The 16,485-nt window shown below is 75.1% G+C and carries 16 protein-coding genes and 1 pseudogene; 11 read left to right on the top strand and 6 right to left on the bottom strand.

The features are described 5' to 3' along the window. Nucleotides 1-80: 80 nt before the first annotated feature. A complete protein-coding gene (locus tag ACZ7KX_RS37095; protein ID WP_470330362.1) occupies nt 81-1,262 on the bottom strand; it encodes a serine hydrolase domain-containing protein in 1,182 nt (393 codons plus the stop codon). A gap of 189 nt (nt 1,263-1,451) precedes the next feature. Here ACZ7KX_RS37095 and ACZ7KX_RS37090 point away from each other — a divergent pair, with 189 nt between their 5' ends. Beyond that, nucleotides 1,452-2,057, top strand: a complete 606-nt coding sequence (locus ACZ7KX_RS37090; RefSeq protein WP_470330361.1) for a DUF2306 domain-containing protein — start codon at nt 1,452-1,454, stop codon at nt 2,055-2,057. Nucleotides 2,058-2,121: 64 nt separating this feature from the next. Here ACZ7KX_RS37090 and ACZ7KX_RS37085 read toward each other — a convergent pair whose 3' ends face one another. The 3 genes from ACZ7KX_RS37085 to sigJ all read right to left on the bottom strand — a co-directional run bounded on the left by ACZ7KX_RS37085 (nt 2,122) and on the right by sigJ (nt 4,063). Continuing rightward, the gene (locus ACZ7KX_RS37085; RefSeq protein WP_470330360.1) at nt 2,122-2,502 is read right to left on the bottom strand and encodes a hypothetical protein; all 381 of its coding nucleotides are present in this window, start codon (nt 2,500-2,502) and stop codon (nt 2,122-2,124) included. 111 nt (nt 2,503-2,613) lie between these two features. Beyond that, the gene (locus ACZ7KX_RS37080; RefSeq protein ID WP_470330359.1) at nt 2,614-2,949 is read right to left on the bottom strand and encodes a hypothetical protein; all 336 of its coding nucleotides are present in this window, start codon (nt 2,947-2,949) and stop codon (nt 2,614-2,616) included. Nucleotides 2,950-2,968: 19 nt separating this feature from the next. Then, nucleotides 2,969-4,063, bottom strand: coding sequence for an RNA polymerase sigma factor SigJ (sigJ, locus tag ACZ7KX_RS37075; protein ID WP_470330358.1), 1,095 nt, complete (start codon nt 4,061-4,063; stop codon nt 2,969-2,971). A gap of 124 nt (nt 4,064-4,187) precedes the next feature. Here sigJ and ACZ7KX_RS37070 point away from each other — a divergent pair, with 124 nt between their 5' ends. The 4 genes and pseudogenes from ACZ7KX_RS37070 (at nt 4,188) to ACZ7KX_RS37055 (ending at nt 6,754) form a co-directional block, all read left to right on the top strand. After that, nucleotides 4,188-4,664, top strand: coding sequence for a carboxymuconolactone decarboxylase family protein (locus tag ACZ7KX_RS37070; RefSeq protein ID WP_470330357.1), 477 nt, complete (start codon nt 4,188-4,190; stop codon nt 4,662-4,664). A 140-nt stretch (nt 4,665-4,804) separates the two neighbouring features. Next, nucleotides 4,805-5,002 (top strand): annotated as a pseudogene (locus tag ACZ7KX_RS37065) (carboxymuconolactone decarboxylase family protein); the annotation flags it as partial. Nucleotides 5,003-5,212: 210 nt separating this feature from the next. Beyond that, nucleotides 5,213-5,734: a SixA phosphatase family protein gene (locus ACZ7KX_RS37060; protein WP_470330356.1), complete on the top strand. Its 522-nt coding sequence runs from the start codon at nt 5,213-5,215 to the stop codon at nt 5,732-5,734. Between the two features lie 156 nt (nt 5,735-5,890). Beyond that, on the top strand, nt 5,891-6,754 hold the full coding sequence (locus tag ACZ7KX_RS37055) for a YhjD/YihY/BrkB family envelope integrity protein (RefSeq protein WP_470330355.1): 864 nt from the start codon (nt 5,891-5,893) through the stop codon (nt 6,752-6,754). A 31-nt stretch (nt 6,755-6,785) separates the two neighbouring features. Here ACZ7KX_RS37055 and ACZ7KX_RS37050 read toward each other — a convergent pair whose 3' ends face one another. Next, nucleotides 6,786-7,379 carry a histone deacetylase gene (locus ACZ7KX_RS37050; protein ID WP_470330354.1) on the bottom strand — a complete coding sequence of 198 codons (594 nt, stop codon included), beginning with the start codon at nt 7,377-7,379 and terminating at the stop codon, nt 6,786-6,788. Nucleotides 7,380-7,875: 496 nt separating this feature from the next. On the opposite strand from ACZ7KX_RS37050, the gene ACZ7KX_RS37045 reads away from it, so the two are divergent. From ACZ7KX_RS37045 to ACZ7KX_RS37035, 3 genes are all read left to right on the top strand, one after another. Next, on the top strand, nt 7,876-11,886 hold the full coding sequence (locus ACZ7KX_RS37045; protein WP_470330353.1) for a Pls/PosA family non-ribosomal peptide synthetase: 4,011 nt from the start codon (nt 7,876-7,878) through the stop codon (nt 11,884-11,886). A gap of 130 nt (nt 11,887-12,016) precedes the next feature. Then, on the top strand, nt 12,017-12,265 hold the full coding sequence (locus ACZ7KX_RS37040) for a DUF4287 domain-containing protein (protein WP_470330397.1): 249 nt from the start codon (nt 12,017-12,019) through the stop codon (nt 12,263-12,265). A 303-nt stretch (nt 12,266-12,568) separates the two neighbouring features. Beyond that, nucleotides 12,569-13,279 (top strand): hypothetical protein, encoded by a 711-nt coding sequence (locus ACZ7KX_RS37035; protein ID WP_470330352.1) that lies wholly within the window; start codon nt 12,569-12,571, stop codon nt 13,277-13,279. Between the two features lie 195 nt (nt 13,280-13,474). Here the strand turns inward: ACZ7KX_RS37035 and ACZ7KX_RS37030 are convergent, their stop codons facing one another. Beyond that, the gene (locus tag ACZ7KX_RS37030) at nt 13,475-13,921 is read right to left on the bottom strand and encodes an anthrone oxygenase family protein (protein WP_470330351.1); all 447 of its coding nucleotides are present in this window, start codon (nt 13,919-13,921) and stop codon (nt 13,475-13,477) included. 91 nt (nt 13,922-14,012) lie between these two features. Here ACZ7KX_RS37030 and ACZ7KX_RS37025 point away from each other — a divergent pair, with 91 nt between their 5' ends. The 3 genes from ACZ7KX_RS37025 (at nt 14,013) to ACZ7KX_RS37015 (ending at nt 16,302) form a co-directional block, all read left to right on the top strand. Beyond that, nucleotides 14,013-14,591 carry a TetR/AcrR family transcriptional regulator gene (locus ACZ7KX_RS37025; RefSeq protein ID WP_470330350.1) on the top strand — a complete coding sequence of 193 codons (579 nt, stop codon included), beginning with the start codon at nt 14,013-14,015 and terminating at the stop codon, nt 14,589-14,591. Between the two features lie 389 nt (nt 14,592-14,980). Next, nucleotides 14,981-15,106, top strand: coding sequence for a hypothetical protein (locus ACZ7KX_RS37020; RefSeq protein ID WP_470330349.1), 126 nt, complete (start codon nt 14,981-14,983; stop codon nt 15,104-15,106). A 566-nt stretch (nt 15,107-15,672) separates the two neighbouring features. Further along, entirely contained in the window at nt 15,673-16,302 is a 630-nt protein-coding gene (locus ACZ7KX_RS37015; protein WP_470330348.1) for a hypothetical protein, read from the top strand. The last annotated feature ends 183 nt before the right edge of the window (nt 16,303-16,485 follow it).

Here is a 16,485-nt window from a genome sequence, read left to right as displayed (position 1 = left end):
TTCGTACGGCCCGAACGCGGGCGCCCACCAAGGCGGTTGCCCACCCGCGAGGGCCCTCGCTCACCCGCGGCGGCCCCCGCTCACCTGTGCGCCGGGGCCCCGGCGCACAGGGCGTGGTCGACCAGGTCCCCGGCCGCCTTCTCCTGCTCCCGGATGTGCGCCTCGGTGTCGCCGCGCGCCTCCGACATGGAGACCACGACGCTGCGCCGGCCGTCCTCGGTGACGCCGTTGAGGGTGATGTAGCCGCCGTCCCCGCCCTCGTGGCTCCAGTACGTCCCCCCGCAGGTGAGGGGGCGCGAGACCAGGCCGAGCCCGTAGCGGCCGCCGAGCAGCCGCTCCTGGACCTCCGGGCTCTCCTCGGTCGGCTGCTTCATCTCGGCCAGCTGCCGGGCCGGCAGCAGGCGGCCGGAGAGCAGCGCGCGGAAGAAGGCGTTCTCGTCCCGCGTGGTGGTGACCCACGACAGCTCGGTGGACACCGGCACCTGCACGGTGACGTCCTTCTCGGCGCCGGGGCCGTAGAACTGGTAGGCCTGCGCGTGCGGTCGGGGGAGGGTGGGGTTGGTGCCCGTCCACCGGGTGTGGTCCAGGCCCAGCGGGCGCAGGATGCGGTCCTCGATCTCCTGGTGGGAGGAGCGGCCGGTGGCCTGCCGGATGATCATGCCGAGCAGGACGTAGCCGGTGTTGGAGTAGCTCCAGCCCCGGGTGGGTTCCTGGGCCATGGCGCGCTCGACCAGTTCCTCGGAGCTGTGGACGTCGAAGCGCTGCTCGTCGTACTCCTGCGCCGTGTTGTAGCCGGGCAGGCCGGCGTCGGAGATGCCGGCGGTGTGCCGGAGCAGTTGGCGGACGGTGATCCGGTGGGGGTCGTAGTCCTTGCCCCACGCCACGTCCGGCAGCCACCGGTCGACCGTGTCGTCCAGGGACAGCCGGCCCTCGGCCTCCAACTGCAGGACCACGGTGGCGATCAGGGTCTTGGACGTGCTGGCCATCCGGAACCAGCCGTCGGGGTCGACCGGGCGCCCGGTGTGCAGGTCGGCGGTGCCGCTGGTGGCGACCGACGACCGGCCGTCCGGCCCGACCGCGCGGGCCTGCACACCGCTGATGCCGAGCGCGTGGATCGCCTCCGTGTCCCGGCTCAACTGCTGTGCGGGGTAGGGGCCTTCGGTCCGGGCGACGGCCGGGGCCGCGCCGGCGGCGAGCAGGACGGCGGCACCGGCCGCCACGGCGAGGCGCTTTCGCGGATTCGATTTCCTGTGCGGAGTCATGGTCGGACGCTAACCAGCTCCGGCCGCCGCCGGGGCGTTCTCGGGTTCACCTCAGGGAGGATTGGGGGGCCGGCTCCATGGCGGAACCCCAAGTGCTCTGCCCCGTAGGGGACATGAGGGTTCTTTGGGGGTTTCCCCTCGGGGTTGCCCCCGATGCCGGGCCCCCGGAGCCGCCACCACACTCGGGGCATGCGCATCACGCGGGCCGGTTGGGCCATCATGACGGTGCTGTCCACGTTGGTCGTCCTGCTGTCGGCCAGGTACGCCGGCCTCGACCCGGACGACTTCTTCGGCGAGCAGCGCGCCACGTACCTGGCGCACGAACTGCCGCTCGCCGTCCACATATCCGGTGCGGTCCTCGCCCTCGGGGTGGGGCCGTGGCAGTTCTCGGCGCGCCTGCGCCGGCGGTGGCCGCGCCGGCACCGCCGCATCGGCGTCACCTACCTGCTGGGCTGCCTGGTCGGCGGGATCGGCGCGCTGCTGCTGGCACCGGTCGCCTACGGCGGCGCGGTCGCCCGGCTCGGCTTCGCCTGCCTGGGGGTGGCCTGGCTGGTGACCGGCGGCACCGGCCTGCGGATGATCCTGCGGCACCGGGTGGAGGACCACCGGCGCTGGATGGTGCGCAGCTTCGCGCTCACCTTCGCCGCCGTCACGCTGCGGCTCATGCTGGTCGTCGCCAAGGCGGCCCAGCTGGACTTCCGCACCTCGTACCTGGTGATCGCCTGGCTGTGCTGGGTGCCGAACCTGCTGCTGGCCTGCTGGTTCACCCGCCCGCGCCGCCCGGTGCGGGTGTGAGCGGTCCCGGACGGCAGGGCGCCCCGGGCCCGGGAGCCGGGGCCGGGGCGCTCGGTGCCGCGGGTCAGGGGGTGGTGCAGACGGCGGTCGCGCGGATCGACTCGTCCACCGTGTTGGTGTTGGTGCCGCGCACGACCCAGGCGCTGCCGCTCGGGTAGGAGTCGGTGAAGAAGATCTTGAAGGCGCTGGTCTGGCCGCCGCCGCCGGTGGGCACCTGGCCGGACGGACAGGTGACGGTGGCCACCCCGTTGGCGCCCGGGTGCACGACGACCCAGTCGCCGAAGAGCTGCGCGTGCGCGGCCAGCATCGAGGGGTCGGAGGCGGCCGCGTTGCCGGGGACGGTGACGGCCGGCTTCATCGCGGGCTTGTCGTCGGCGGCGGCGCTCGCGGCGCTGCCGGCCAGGAGGCCGACGACGGCGAGGGCGGTCAGGGCGAGGGGCTTCATGCGGGACTCCTGAGGGATCGGGTTCCGGTTCCGGTCGACGCGGGGAGGCTCCCCGCGTCGCGCCCGATCCGTACCCGAACGACTCGGTCGGCCGCGGGAGGGCACGCCGGGCTACTCGGGAGGAGGAACACCGGCGCTCGGCCGGGCTAGACCTCGGCGCCGTACCGGGCCCGGTCCTCGGGCGCGGGTGCAGACGTGCGTCGTGGCGCCGCCGCCCGCGGTGTGGACGATGCGCAGGGTGGTGCCCGAGTAGCTGACGTCCGGCTTGTCGCCGGCGGCGTTGCCGTTCGAGCCGGGCGGCATCCAGGGCAGGGTGAGCTGCCCGCTCTCGCCGACGGTGTCCGGGACCTGCTGGGCCTCGGGCGGCCGCTCGTTCATCAGCCTGCCCGGGCCCTCGAAGAAGCCGAGGGTCAGGGGGCCGCCGCGCAGCAGGAGGCTGCCGCGCACGGCCTCTCCACAACTCCCGCTACCTCCGCCGCTCCTGCGGCCGCAGGCCGAGGTCGGAGACCTCCCCGAGGTGGGCGAGCTTGTCGGGGTTGGACACCGAGTGGAACGCCCGGACGGCGCCGTCGGCGATGTCGAGCGCGATGACACCGGCGACGCGCCCCCGGGCGTCCAGCAGGACGGCGCCGGGCCGGCCGTTGACCCGGGCGTACCGGCGGGAGATGCCGAGCGAGCGGTTGCGGTCGAAGCCGAACAGCAGCAGCCGGGCGACGCGCTGCAGGCCGCTGACCGACCTGCCGACCGCCCGGGCCTTGCCGCCGCCGTCGCCGTGGAAGACGACGTCGGGCGCGAGCAGGTCGAGCAGCGCGTCCAGGTCGCCGCCCTCGGTGGCCGCGAAGAAGCGGCGGGCGAGTTCGTCGCCCTCCGCGCGCCGCGCCGCAGTGGGCTCCGTGCCCGGAGCCGGCGCCGGAGCGGGGCCAGGTGCCGGGGCCAGGTGCCTGCGGGCCCGGGCGAAGATCTGGCGGCAGTTCGCCTCGGACTTGCCGGTCATCTCCGCCACCTCCGGGTACCCGTACCCGAAGGCCTCGCGCAGCAGGAACACCGCCCGCTCGGCGGGGGAGAGGGACTCCAGCATCAGCAGGAAGGCCATCGACAGCGCGTCGGCCAGCTCGGCGTGCTCGGCCGGGCCGCCGGGGCGGTCGGCGAAGGCGACCACCGGCTCGGGCAGCCACTCGCCGACGTAGCTCTCGCGCCGCACCCGGGCCGACTTCAGGTGGTTGATGCCCAGGCGGGTGACCGTGGTGGTCAGGTACGCCTTCGGGTCGGTGACGGCCGTGCCGGCCCGGTCGGCGCGGGTCAGGCCGAGGAAGGTGTCCTGGACGAGGTCCTCGGCGTCGCCGACCGAGCCCGTCATCCCGTAGGCGATGGAGAACAGCAGCGGACGGTACCCGACCGCCTCCGCGACGCCCGCACCCGCCGCCTCCGCGACGCCCGCACCCGCCGCCTCCGCGACGCCCGCACCCGCCGCCTCCGCGACGCCCGCACCCGCCGCCTCCGCGGCGCCCGCGACGTCCTCCGCCGCACGTGCCGCACCCGTCGTCCCTGCCGGTCCTGCCATGGATCCCCCCTCCCCGGCGCCCGTCCCGTCCCGGGTGGCGCACGTCACATCCGGTCCCTGTCACAGCCCGGACGGCTGCCCTGTCTCAGAGGGCAGCAACGGACAACGTACCGAGGAGCACACCGTGGAAGCCCGTCTGAGCCCCTTCGCCAGCCCCGTCATGGGCAAGGTCTACAAGCACTTCATCGCCGCGAGCCAGGCCGTCACCGACGAGGTCCTGCCCTACACCACCCAGGAGTTGGTGCGACTGCGGGTCAGCCAGATCAACGGCTGCGGCGCCTGCGTCGACATGCACGTCAAGGAGGCCCTGCACGCCGGGGAGGACCCGACGCGCCTGAGCCTGGTCGCCGTCTGGCGGGAGGCGACGGTCTTCACCGACGCCGAGCGGGCCGCCCTGGAGCTGGCCGAGCAGGGCACCCGGATCGCCGACGCGGCCGGCGGGGTCGGCGACGAGGCGTGGGAGAACGCCGCGAAGCACTACGACGAGGAGCAGCTCGCGGCGCTGGTGTGCGTGATCGCGATCATCAACGCCTTCAACCGCGGCAACGTGATGACCCGTCAGCCCGGCGGAGGCTACGAGGTCGGCAAGTACCACCTCTGAGCCGTGGTGTGGTGCGGGCCGCGCCGCGGGCTCCCGCGGGGCTGTCACGGGGAGCCCGGTGCCGCGCCCTTGAGGGGGACGGCGGAACACCGGACAAGGAGGTACACCGTGGAACCCCGACTGGACGCCCTCGCCGACCCCGGATCGCCGGCGCGGCCGGCGGGGTCGGCGACGAGGTGTGGGAGAACGCCGCGAAGCACTGCGCCGCGAAGCACTACGACGAGGACCGGCTCGCCGCGCTGGTGGCCACGATCGCCCTGATCAACGCCTTCGACCGGGGCAACGTCATGCTCCGCCGGCCCGGCGGCGACTACCGGCCCGGCCGGTTCGCGTCCTGAGGGAGCCGCCCCCGGCCGGCCGTGTTCGTGGGGTGGGGCGCCCGGGCCGGCCGGCGGGGCGCGGCGCTCCTTTCACCCGCACGGATGAACCTCACCGGCCCGAACCGGTCAACGGGCGGTCGGCGCGGGCCGGTTGCGGGGCCGGGCCTGCCACGATCCTCGCGTCGCGTCCGTACGGCGAGGGCCCGTGCGGGGGAGAGGGAGAAGCCCATGTCCGAGGAAATGCCGCGCCGGATCGTCGTGGTCCGCCACGCCAAGGCCGAGCATCCCGACGGTGTGGAGGACCACGAGCGTCCCCTCGCCGAGCGGGGCCGCCGGGACGCCCCGGCGCTCGGCCGCTGGATCGCCGGCGCCGGCCTCACCCCCGACCTCGCGCTCGTCTCCACCGCCCTGCGGACCCGCCAGACCTGGCAGCTCGCGGCCGCCGAGCTGCCGGCCCGGCCCAGGACCGTCTTCGAGGAGCGCCTGTACGGGGCGGGGGCCGGGGAGATCGTCGCCGTCCTCAACGAGACGCCCGACACGGTCCAGGACCTGGTCGTGGTCGGCCACAACCCCGCCGTCCACGCCCTGGCCGACGCCCTGGCGGACGAGGCCGAGGGCGACCTGTCGGCGCGGATGGACGGCAGCGGCTTCCCGACGGCCGCGGCCGCGGTGCTGACGTTCCAGGGCGACTGGAAGAGCGTCGAGCCCGGCGTCGCGAAGCTGGCCGCCTACTGGACGCCCCGCTCCTGAACGCCCGGGCCGCAGCGCTGCCCGCCACGGCGCTGCCCGCCGCGACCCGGCCGCCACACCGTCACCACGACTCCGGAGGACCAGACGACACGCATCAGCCGCGAGACCGTCCTGAGGACGGCGACCTTCTGGCTGCGCCCGGCGTTCGCCCTGCGCGTGTTCAGCCGGTTCCAGCGGCTCGTGGGCTTCGACCGCTCGATGGCCCTGTCCTCCGCCGCACTGACCGCCCTGGTGCCGCTCGCCCTCCTCTTCAGCTCCCTCGTGTCCAGCCTGGGCGGCGGCAAGGACATCGCCGACCGCGTCATCGACCGCTACGGCCTCACCGGGGACGGCGCCGAAGCCGTACGCGACATGCTCACCGCGTCGGGCGACTGGACCAGCGCGGGGCTCTTCGGGGTCGCCTTCCTCCTCGTGTCGGTGCTGAGTTTCGCGCGCGCCGCCCAGCGGCTCTTCGAACAGGGCTGGGAGCTGCCGCCGTTGAGCGTCCGCAACACGGTGAACGGCCTGAAGTGGATCGCGCTGCTGGCCGCCTACGCCGCCCTGACCGGCCTGGTCCACGCCACTCTGGGCCGCAGGCCGCTGGAGCTGGCGGCGGCGGTCGTGGACGCGCCGCTGACGGCGGCCTTCCTCGTCTGGGGCGGCCGGCTCCTGTCCGCCGGCCGGATCCCCTGGCGCGACCTGGTGCCGTTCGGGGCCATCGGGGCCCTCCTGCTGACCGGCTACTCGGTGGCCATGAGCGTCTACCTGCCCCACCTCTTCAACTCCTACACGAACCGCTACGGCGCGATCGGGGCGGTCTTCGCCATGCTGTCCGCGCTGTTCGGGGCCATGCTCGCGACCGTCGCCTCGGCAGCGCTCGGCAAGGAGGTGCAGGACGAGCTCGACCGGATCGGCCGCGGCGAGCGCCCGCCGGACAACGAGGTCCGCCAGCAGTGGGACACGGTGCTCCGGCAGGCCCGCTCGCGCTGGCAGACCACCCGCGGCCAGAGCGTCCTGGGCCGCCTGGGGAGGGGGCGCTGACCGGCGGCTTCTCCGGGCGGTTTTCCCCCGTTCAGCCCAGCAGCGCCGCCACCGCCCCCGGTGTCCAGTGCCCGGTCGCGCCGGGGCGGGTGGCGAGGTAGCCCGCGGTGCGCCACGGCCCCCAGGCGTGGGATTCGGCCAGCCCCGCGCCCAGGGTCCGCAGGTACGCGGCGGCGGGGGCGTTGAGGTCGGCGCCGGCCGCGCCCCAGGGGGCGGTGAAGGTGAGCAGCGGGTGCCCGTCCAGGTCGCCGACGTGCAGCAGGGTCTCGTAGCGCCCGGGGCCCAGGGCGGTGCGCCCCTCGGCGAGCACCCGGGTGAGGTCGAGGTCGGCGCCGGGGGAGCGGCGCATCTCCTGGGCGGCGATGTCGCTGAACTGGCCGACCGTCAGAAGATAGGCCCGGCAGGGCACTTCGCTGCGCACGGACGGGTCGTAGAAGGCCGAGCCGCCGCCCCAGGTCAGTGACCGGCCGGCGAAGTACAGGGTGCCCGGCAGTGCGGTCGCGACCGCCCGGCGCGCGGGGCTGCGGTCGCGGCAGCCGGGGTAGGTGTGCGCTCCGCCGTTCGGGCGGCCTCCGCGCAGGTAGCAGGCGAGGCGCGCGGCGTGCAGGTTCGAGCCGTAAGCCACGTACCAGACGAGGACCGCGCCGTTCCGGCCGACCGGGGCCCGGCCGGCGGCGCCGCTCCACGGCTCCCTCACAGGAAGGGCCCGCCGTGAGGGCCGCGGGCGTCGTTCACACGGATGTGCGAACCGGGTGAACGGGCAGCGATCCGACCCAAACCCCCCGATTCGGTGGTAATCCTCTCATCGCCGGTACCGTGCCGGGCGCCATGGTGTTCATCACTCTGCCCTCTCCCGTCCCGCCGCCGCACCCTGCGGCGGCTACCCTGCACCAGCGAAAACGCCCAGAAAGCCCGAAACGACATTCGATTCATTCCCTGTCGGCCCCGCGCGGCATCGATGATGAGAATTTCCTTTGACCGCACCCCCACTGCATCCAGCGGACTCCCGGCGGAGTCATGGTGTGTGGGCGCGCCCGCCGGTGGACCCAGTGTCACCCCCCGTCACCCCACGACACAGCCCGTACGCGCCCCCACGACCCCGGAGCCGAGGAACAACCCCCATGGACGCACGCCACGACACGGCCGGCCCAGGCACGCTGCACCGCCCCCACCCGGGCCCCGCGGCCGGCTGGCCGGCGAGCCGGCCCGCGCACCCCCGCAGCCTGCTCGACGTCATCGCCGCCACCGCCGACGCCCACCCCCAGGCGCCCGCGCTCGACACCGGCGACACCGTCCTGGACTACCGCGCCCTGCTCCACGAGGTCGACACCCTCGCCGGACAGCTCGCCGCCCACGGCATCGGCCGCGGCGACCGGGTCGGCGTGCGCATCCCCTCCGGCACCGCCGACCTCTACGTCGCCGTCCTCGCCGTCCTGCGCTGCGGCGCCGCCTACGTCCCCGTCGACGCCGACGACCCCGACGAACGCGCCGACATGATCTGGCAGGACGCCGCCGTCTGCGCCGTCATCGGCGCCGGACGCCACCTCTTCGCCGGGCCCGCCGCCCACCCCGGCGGCCACCCCGCCTGGCCCGCCCCCGCCGACGACGCCTGGATCATCTTCACCTCCGGCACCACCGGCCGCCCCAAGGGCGTCGCCGTCACCCACCGCTCCGCCGCCGCCTTCGTCGACGCCGAAGCCCGCCTCTTCCTGCAGCACCAGCCCCTCGGCCCCGGCGACCGCGTCCTCGCCGGACTCTCCGTCGCCTTCGACGCCTCCTGCGAGGAGATGTGGCTGGCCTGGCGCCACGGCGCCTGCCTCGTCCCCGCCCCCCGCTCCCTCGTCAAAGCCGGCACCGACCTCGGCCCCTGGCTCGTGGAACGCCGCATCACCGCCGTCTCCACCGTCCCCACCCTGCTCGCCCTGTGGCCCCACGACAGCCTGGACGCCGTCCGCCTGATCATCGTCGGCGGCGAAGCCTGCCCCGCCGAACTCGTCGACCGCCTCGCCACCGGCACCCGCGAGTTCTGGAACACCTACGGCCCCACCGAGACCACCGTCGTCGCCACCGCCGCCCGCCTGCTGCCCGGCGAGCCCGTCCGCATCGGCGCCCCCCTCGACGGCTGGGAGATCGCCGTCGTCGACCGGGCCGGCCACCCCGTCCCCTGGTACGCCGACGGCGAACTGCTCATCACCGGCGTCGGCACCGCCCGCTACCTCGACCCCGCCAAGGACGCCGAGAAGTTCAGCCCCCACCCCGCCCTCGCCTCCCCGCGCGTCTACCGCAGCGGCGACCTCGTGCGCAACGACCCCGAAGGCCTCGTCTTCCTCGGCCGCGCCGACGACCAGGTCAAACTCGGCGGCCGCCGCATCGAACTCGGCGAGATCGACGCCGCCCTGCAAGCCCTGCCCGACATCGCGGCCGCGGCCGCCGCCGTCCGCAAGACCCCCGCCGGCGCCGACCTCCTCGTCGGCTACCTCGTCGCCCGCCCCGGCACCACCCCCGACCTCGCCGCCGCCCGCCGCCACCTCCTCGCCCACCTGCCCGCCCCGCTCGTGCCCGTCCTCGCCCTCGTCGACTCCCTGCCCACCCGCACCTCCGGCAAGGTCGACCGAGGCGCCCTGCCCTGGCCCCTGGCCACCACCGCCGGCACCGCCTCTGCTGCCTTCGCCTCCGCCTCCGCTGGGCAGGCCGGGCACGCCCCGGACGGCACCGCCGGCCGCCTCGCCGCGCACTGGGAACGCCTGCTCGGCACCGCCCCCGGCCCCGACGACGACTTCTTCGCCCTCGGCGGCTCCAGCCTCACCGCCGCCCGCCTCGTCTCCGACCTGCGCACCCACCACAGCGGCGTCTCCGTCGCCGACCTGTACGCCCACCCCGTCCTCAGCGACCTCGCCGCCTACCTGGACACCCTCACCCCCGCCGCCCGGCCCGCCGCCACCCCCACCCCCGCCGCGGACCCCCGCCGCACCGTACGCCGCACCCCCCGCAGCGCCGCCGCCTGGCAGACCCTCCTGCTCCTCGGCATGTTCAGCCTCGCCGGACTGCGCTGGATCCTCGTCCTGATCGCCCTCGACAACCTCACCGGCAACCACCTCACCTGGGCCCCGCACAGCCCCTGGTGGCCCGTCGCCGCCGGCCTCGCCCTCCTCCACAGCGCCCCCGGCCGCACCCTCCTCGCCGCCACCGGCGCCCGCCTCCTCACCACCGGCATCCGCCCCGGCAGCCACCCCCGCGGCGGCCACGTCCACCTCCGGCTCTGGGCCGCCGAACGCTACACCGCCATGCTCGGCACCGCCGCCCTCGCCGGCACCCCCTGGGCCACCCGCTACGCCCGCGCCCTCGGCTGCCGCGTCGGCCCCGGCGTACGACTGCACACCCTGCCCCCCGTCACCGGCCTCGCCCGCCTCGGCGCCCACAGCTCCCTCGAACCCGAAGCCGACCTCGCCGGCTGGTGGCTCGACGGCGACACCCTCCACCTCGGCCGCATCGACATCGGCGAAGGCGCCCGCGTCGGCCACCGCGCCACCCTCATGCCCGGCGCCCGCATCGGCGCCCGCGCCGAGATCGCCCCCGGCTCCTGCGTCACCGGCACCGTCCCGCCCGGCGAACACTGGCACGGCTCCCCGGCCCGCCCCACCACCGAACCCCTCGCCGACTGGCCCGCCACCCCCGCCCCCACCCCCCGCGGCTGGAACCCCTGGAACCTCGCCTACGGCATCGGCTCCGCCGTCCTCGGCCTCGTCCCGATCATCTCCGCGCTGCCCGCCCTGCTCGTCGTCTACCCGATGATCGACACCGACCGCACCCTGGCCACCGCCCTCCTCCAACTCCTGCCCGCCACCGTCCCCCTCGCCGCCCTCACCCTCCTGTGCCACGCCGCCCTCATAGCGCTGCTCGTACGCCTCCTCTCCCGGCCGCTGCGCCCCGGCTTCCACCCCGCCGACGGCCACGTCGCCTTCTGCGCCTGGGCCGTCAGCCGCCTCAGCGACACCGCCCGGCGCACCCTCTTCCCCCTCTACGCCAGCCTCTTCACCCCCGTGTGGCTGCGCCTGCTCGGCGCCCGCGTCGGGCGCCGCGTCGAAGCCTCCACCGTGCTCGCCCTGCCCGGCCTGATGCGCGTCGAGGACGGCGCCTTCCTCGCCGACGACACCCTCGTCGCCCCCTACGAACTGCGCGGCGGCTGGCTCCACCTCGGCCCCTCCCGGGTCGGACGCCGTTCCTTCGTCGGCAACTCCGGCATCGTCGGCCCCGGCCGCCACCTGCCCGACAACTCCCTCGTCGGCGTCCTGTCCGACACCCCCGCCCACGCCCCCGAAGGCACCTCCTGGCTCGGCCGCCCCGCCTTCGCCCTGCCCCGCGTCGCCGACACCGGCGGCGAGGCCCGCACCTACGACCCGCCCCGGCGCCTGATGTGGGCCCGCGCCGGCGTCGAGTTCTGCCGGCTGCTGCCCGTCATCCTCGCCGCCCTGCTCGGCGACCTCGTCCTCGCCGTCCTGCAGGAACTGCGCGACGACTACGGCCTGGTCACCGCCCTCGCCGGCGCCGGACTCGTCCTGGTCGGCGCCGCCGCCGTCGCCTGCGCCGTCACCACCGCCGCCAAATGGCTGCTCGTCGGACGCTTCCGCGTCGCCGAACACCCGCTGTGGTCCTCCTTCGTGTGGCGCAACGAGCTCTACGACACCTTCGTCGAGGAACTCGCCATGCCCTTCGGCGGCTCCACCATCACCGGCACCCCCTACCTCAACGCCTGGCTGCGCAGCCTCGGCGCCCGCATCGGACGCGGCGTGTGGTGCGAGACCCACTGGCTGCCCGAGAGCGACCTGGTCACCGTCGAAGCCGGCGCCAGCGTCAACCGCGGCACCGTCCTGCAGACCCACCTCTTCCACGACCGCGTCATGCGCCTGGGCCCCGTCCACCTCGGCGCCGGCTCCACCACCGGCCCGCACTCCGTCGTCCTGCTCAACTCCTCCCTCGGCGCGAACACCACCGTCGGGCCCGCCTCCCTCGTCATGCGCGGCGAGAACGTCCCCGGCGCCACCCGCTGGCTCGGCAACCCTGTCGCCGCGTGGAACGCCGACCCCACCCCGCCCGCCGGCCGCCGACGCCGCCGGGCCCCCGCGGCGGCGTGACGCGGATCACCCCGGGCGGGCGATGAGTCGGCGGTGCGGTCACGGTCCTACCCCGTGACCGCACCGCTTCGGCTTCGCCCGCTCCGGCTCTGCCCGATCGAGAGGAACCACGCCCGTGACCGCCACCCCCGTGAAGAAGCCCGCTGCCGCGACGACCGCCGGCGCGAAGCCCGCTGCCGCGAAGGGCAACCCGGCCTCCTACTTCCCGTCGATCGAGAAGAAGCACGGCCGCCCCATCGAGGAGTGGAAGGACCTCATCCGCACCTCGCCCCTCACCAAGCACATGGAACTCGTCGCCTGGCTCAAGGCCGACCACGGCCTCGGCCACGGCCACGCCAACGCCCTCGTCGCCCACACCCTCGCCGAACGCCCCGCCTGACCGCCGCCCGGCCCCGCCCGGCCGTCCCCGGCGCCGTCCGGCCGCCCGGCCGGCGCGCTACCGGCCCGTCTTCCGGCCGACCGCCCGTCCGATGCGCCGCTTGGCTGAGTGCCCGGTCGCCGCCCCACACACGGCCCGGGTGCCCGTCCGGCGCGTCACCGGCCAGCCGCCCAGCCGCCGCCTCCCTCCTTCCCCCTCCCTCTCCCTCCCTTCCCCGATGCGCCGACCGGCCGCCGGGAGCCCTGTGGGAGAGTACGGGCGATCTTGAATCCCGGGGGTGGATAGTTGCGTACGGGTCATTCCATGGCGGCAGGGCTCGTCCTGGCCGTCCTCGCGGTCTCGGCCTGCTCGGCCGACCCGCAGGCCCGGCCGGGGGCCGCCCCGGGCGCTGCGACCGCCTCGGCTGCCCCAGCCTCCGGCGGCCTGCGCACGGGCCTGCTGACCGCGGACCGGCTCCCCCCGGGCTTCCGGCTCGACACGGAGAAGGTCAACGCGACGACGACCGACCCCCCGCACACCCCCTCGCCGACCCCCATCGCCTCGATGCCGTGCTCCGAACTCGGCGTCGAATCCTTCATGACCAAGCACGCCCGGCCCGCGGAGGACGTGGCCGTGGGGGTGACCCGGTCGCCGGTGCGCGAAGACGACATCGGCTGGTTCGGCCAGGAGGTGCTCGACCGCTACGCCCCCGGGCAGGCGGCCGAGGTCATGGCCGCCATCCGCGGCGTCGCCGGGCGCTGCACCTCCTACACCGACACGCTCCCGGGCGGTGAGCAGCTCCAGGTCACCGCGAGCGTCACGCCGGCCGACCCCCGGGCCGACGACAGCCTCCTGCTCCACATCACCTCGACCTTCCCCGGCGACCCGGCGCCGTGGGTCGACGAAACCGCTTTCATCCGGATGGGCGACGTGATCCTGGTGGTTCAGGAGATCGTCGAGAGTGCGCCGACGTCGGGCACGAGGGACGTCTTCGCGGCCGCCGTGACCACCTACCGCGCCACCGCCTCCGGCTGACGCCCGTACGGCGGCACGGCACGGCCGCCGACGCCTTCGCTCTCGGCGCCTTCGCCGCCAGCCGTTGGCGCAGGCCCGGGGCGCCACCGTCGACGCCGGGACGCGTCGGGGCCCTCCACCTGGAGGGCCCCGACGCGTCCCGGGAACCGGCTCGGCACCGTCCGGGTGCCGGCTGCGCGGCCGGGGTCTGCGGGTTCAGACGAGGGCGGCGGCCAGCAGGGCGAAGGCGGCGATGATGACGGCGACGCGGACGTAGTGGTAGCGGTCCCAGCGGTTCATCTGCTCCTTCCAGTCCTCGGGCCGGTTCTCCGGGGTCCACGTCTTGCCCCGGTTGTTGATCGGGACGAGCAGCAGGATCGACATGATCACGCTGAGGATCAGCAGTGCGGCGGCGATGACGACGAGGCCGGCGCCGTGCTGGTGCCATCCGGCGACGGCCCAGACCGCGGCGAGGGCGAGCGAGCCGATGTACCAGAACGGCATCACGGCGCCGAGCATCCGGCCCCCGTGGGCGCGGCCGAGCTGGCCGCTGTCGTCGGGGAGTGCGTCGAGGATCCGGTTGATGACGAAGGCGACGGAGAACTCCACCCCCACCATCACTCCGACGACCACGGTGGTGACGACCTTGAGTGCGTCGAGCATGATGACCCCTCCTGGGATCTAGCGCTGCTAGGTGACGAGTCAACGCTAGTACTGCTGCTGCTCACTTGTCTAGCGATGCTAGAATCGGGGCATGTCGGTACAGGAACGCAAGGAACGCGAACGGGCGGCCCGCGAGCGCCTCATCGTGGCGACGGCCCGCGAACTCGCCGAGAACCAGGGCTGGGACGCGGTCACCACCCGCCGGCTCGCCGAGCGCATCGAATACAGCCAGCCCGTCCTCTACAGCCACTTCCGCGGCAAGCGTGAGATCATCGGCGCCGTCGCCCTGGAGGGTGCCGCCGAGATGGCCGTGGCACTGCGGGCCGCGACCGCCGCCGCGGACGGCCCCCGCTCCCGGGTCGCCGCCCTCGCCCGCACCTACCTCGACTTCGCCGAACGCAACCCGGCGGTCTACGACGCCATCTTCCGGCTCGACGGCGGCTTGGCCTTCGCGGTCGAGGACACCCCGGAGCCGCTGAAGGACGCCTTCGCCGCCCTGCTGGAAAGCCTCGGCGAGGTCGCCGGGGACGGCGTCCACCCGGCCCTGTTCACCGAGGTGTTCTGGGCCTCCCTGCACGGGCTGGCCACCCTGACCCGGGCGGGCCGCCTGCCCGCGGCGGAAGCCGACCGGAGAGTGGAACTGCTGGTGGACCGGCTCGCCGTGGTCTGACACACCATCCCGACGAAACCCCGACCTCCGCACGAACGCTGACGAAGCCGGCGGGGGCGACTTCCTGCCGTGGGCGGTCGGGGTCCGAAAGGTCGTCAGGTCGACTTTCCGCCGTCGTGAGCGGCCGCGCCGGGTGGGGTGCTCGCACAGGAAGTCGGCAGGGTCGACTTCCGGCGGGGCGGGGCGGGGCGGGGCGGGGCGGGGCGGGGCGGTGTGGTCGGGGGTGGGGCGGGCGGATTCGTTTGAGCCGGTATCTGACGAACTATCAGATGATCAAGGAATCGGGGTAGATTGCTGTCGGTCGCCCCCGTGGCGGTGCGCCTCCCCTCCCGCAATCCTGGCCCGGGTCGTCCGGCCCGGGCGTCGTGCGGAGGTGAGAGGAGACCGGGATGGAAGGCGACGAGCCGGTCCGAACGCGGACGTCGGAGAAGGTCGGGCGGTGGCTGCGGCGCAATGCCGGGGTCATCGCGGCCCTGGCGGCGGCGGTCGGGACGGTGATCGCGGCGGTGAAGTAGGGCCGGTGCCCTGCCGAGGCGCCGGGCGGGGCCCGAAGGGGCGCCGGGTTTCCGGTCCCGGGCCAGTCCCGTCCGAGGTGAAGGCCCCCGACCAGTCGCAGTGGTCGGGGGCCGTTCGCTCTCACGGTAGCGCACCGGGGCGCGTCGCGGAGGCGGGCCGGGCCGCCAAGTACCGTACGGGCCAAGGCGCGTGTGTCGCGCGGCCGCCCCCCGTGCGGTCGCGGACGCCGCGCCGGGGGTGGACCCGGGGGCCGGGACCGCCAGCGGCACGATCGGATGAAGGCGGCCCCGGCCCCGGGTACGGTTCCGTACGGGCGGGGCATCGACCGCGGTGCCCGTACGGCTGCGGTCGGGTGCCATTCGACAACTTCAACAGGACTTGAAGTCAAGCGGGGTCCTCGCGCACCCCGCTTCCGGCCGCGCGTCCCCGCCGCCCCCGCAGCCCGTTCCCCGGCCCGCCCCCGCGCGGCGGCGCCACCCCGGCGCGGGGTAGCCTCGCTCACGGCGTGGGCCTGCGGACGGGCACGGACGAGGCGGGCACGAACGAGGCAGACAGGGGCGGTCGGATGGCGGAGCAGCAGCGCGGCTACTGGCGGGTGTCGGACGGTGTGGTGGTCGGCGCCACCCAGGCGCACATCGTGTGGACCAGAGCCGCCTACCCGGCCCTGGTGGAGGTGGCACACCGCTACCACGCGGTGATCACCTACGCGGAGCTGGCCGAGGCGGTCCAGGAGGCCTCCGGCGTGCGCACCCGGGTCAACCAGCGGCACTGGATCGGCAAGGTGCTGTCGCTGGTGATCCTGGAGGCGCACCGGCGCGGGGACCCGCCGCTGACCTCCCTGGTGGTGAACGCGGCGGACGGCAAGGTCGGCGCCGGCTACCAGGAGGTGCTGGCGGTCGCCGGGCAGCCGCCGCTGGCCGACGAGATGGACCGCGAGCAGCACGCGGCCGCCGCCCGTCTGGCCTGCTACCGGCACTTCGGCGCGGACCTGCCCGCCGACGGCGGCACCCCCGCCCTGGCCCCGCGCCTGCGCGCCTCGGTGCAGCGCAAGGCCACCTCCTCCTCCACCACGACCACCAGTACCAGCACCGCCGCCGCGGCCGCGCCGCGCCCGCCGGCGATCTGTCCGACCTGCTTCCTGGAGCTGCCGGCGACGCGGGTGTGCGACTCCTGCGGGGAGACCATCGCCCCGTGAGGCCGTAAGGCCGTGAATGGCGTGAGCGGCGGGAGCGGCGCGCCCGGCAGTCGGGGCCGGGGTGACCGGGGTGTCGGCTGCCTCGGCGGACGCCGTCCCGTGACGGCCCCGGCGTCGGGAGCCGGCTCCGGTGCCCGAGGGCGTCGCGACGGGGGAGGCCGAGACCGGCGTGACGCTCCCGGA

The organism is Kitasatospora sp. NPDC038210 (assembly GCF_055600605.1).
The sequence above is the reverse complement of the archived record's forward strand: the minus strand, read 5'-3'. Positions and strand labels throughout refer to the sequence as shown.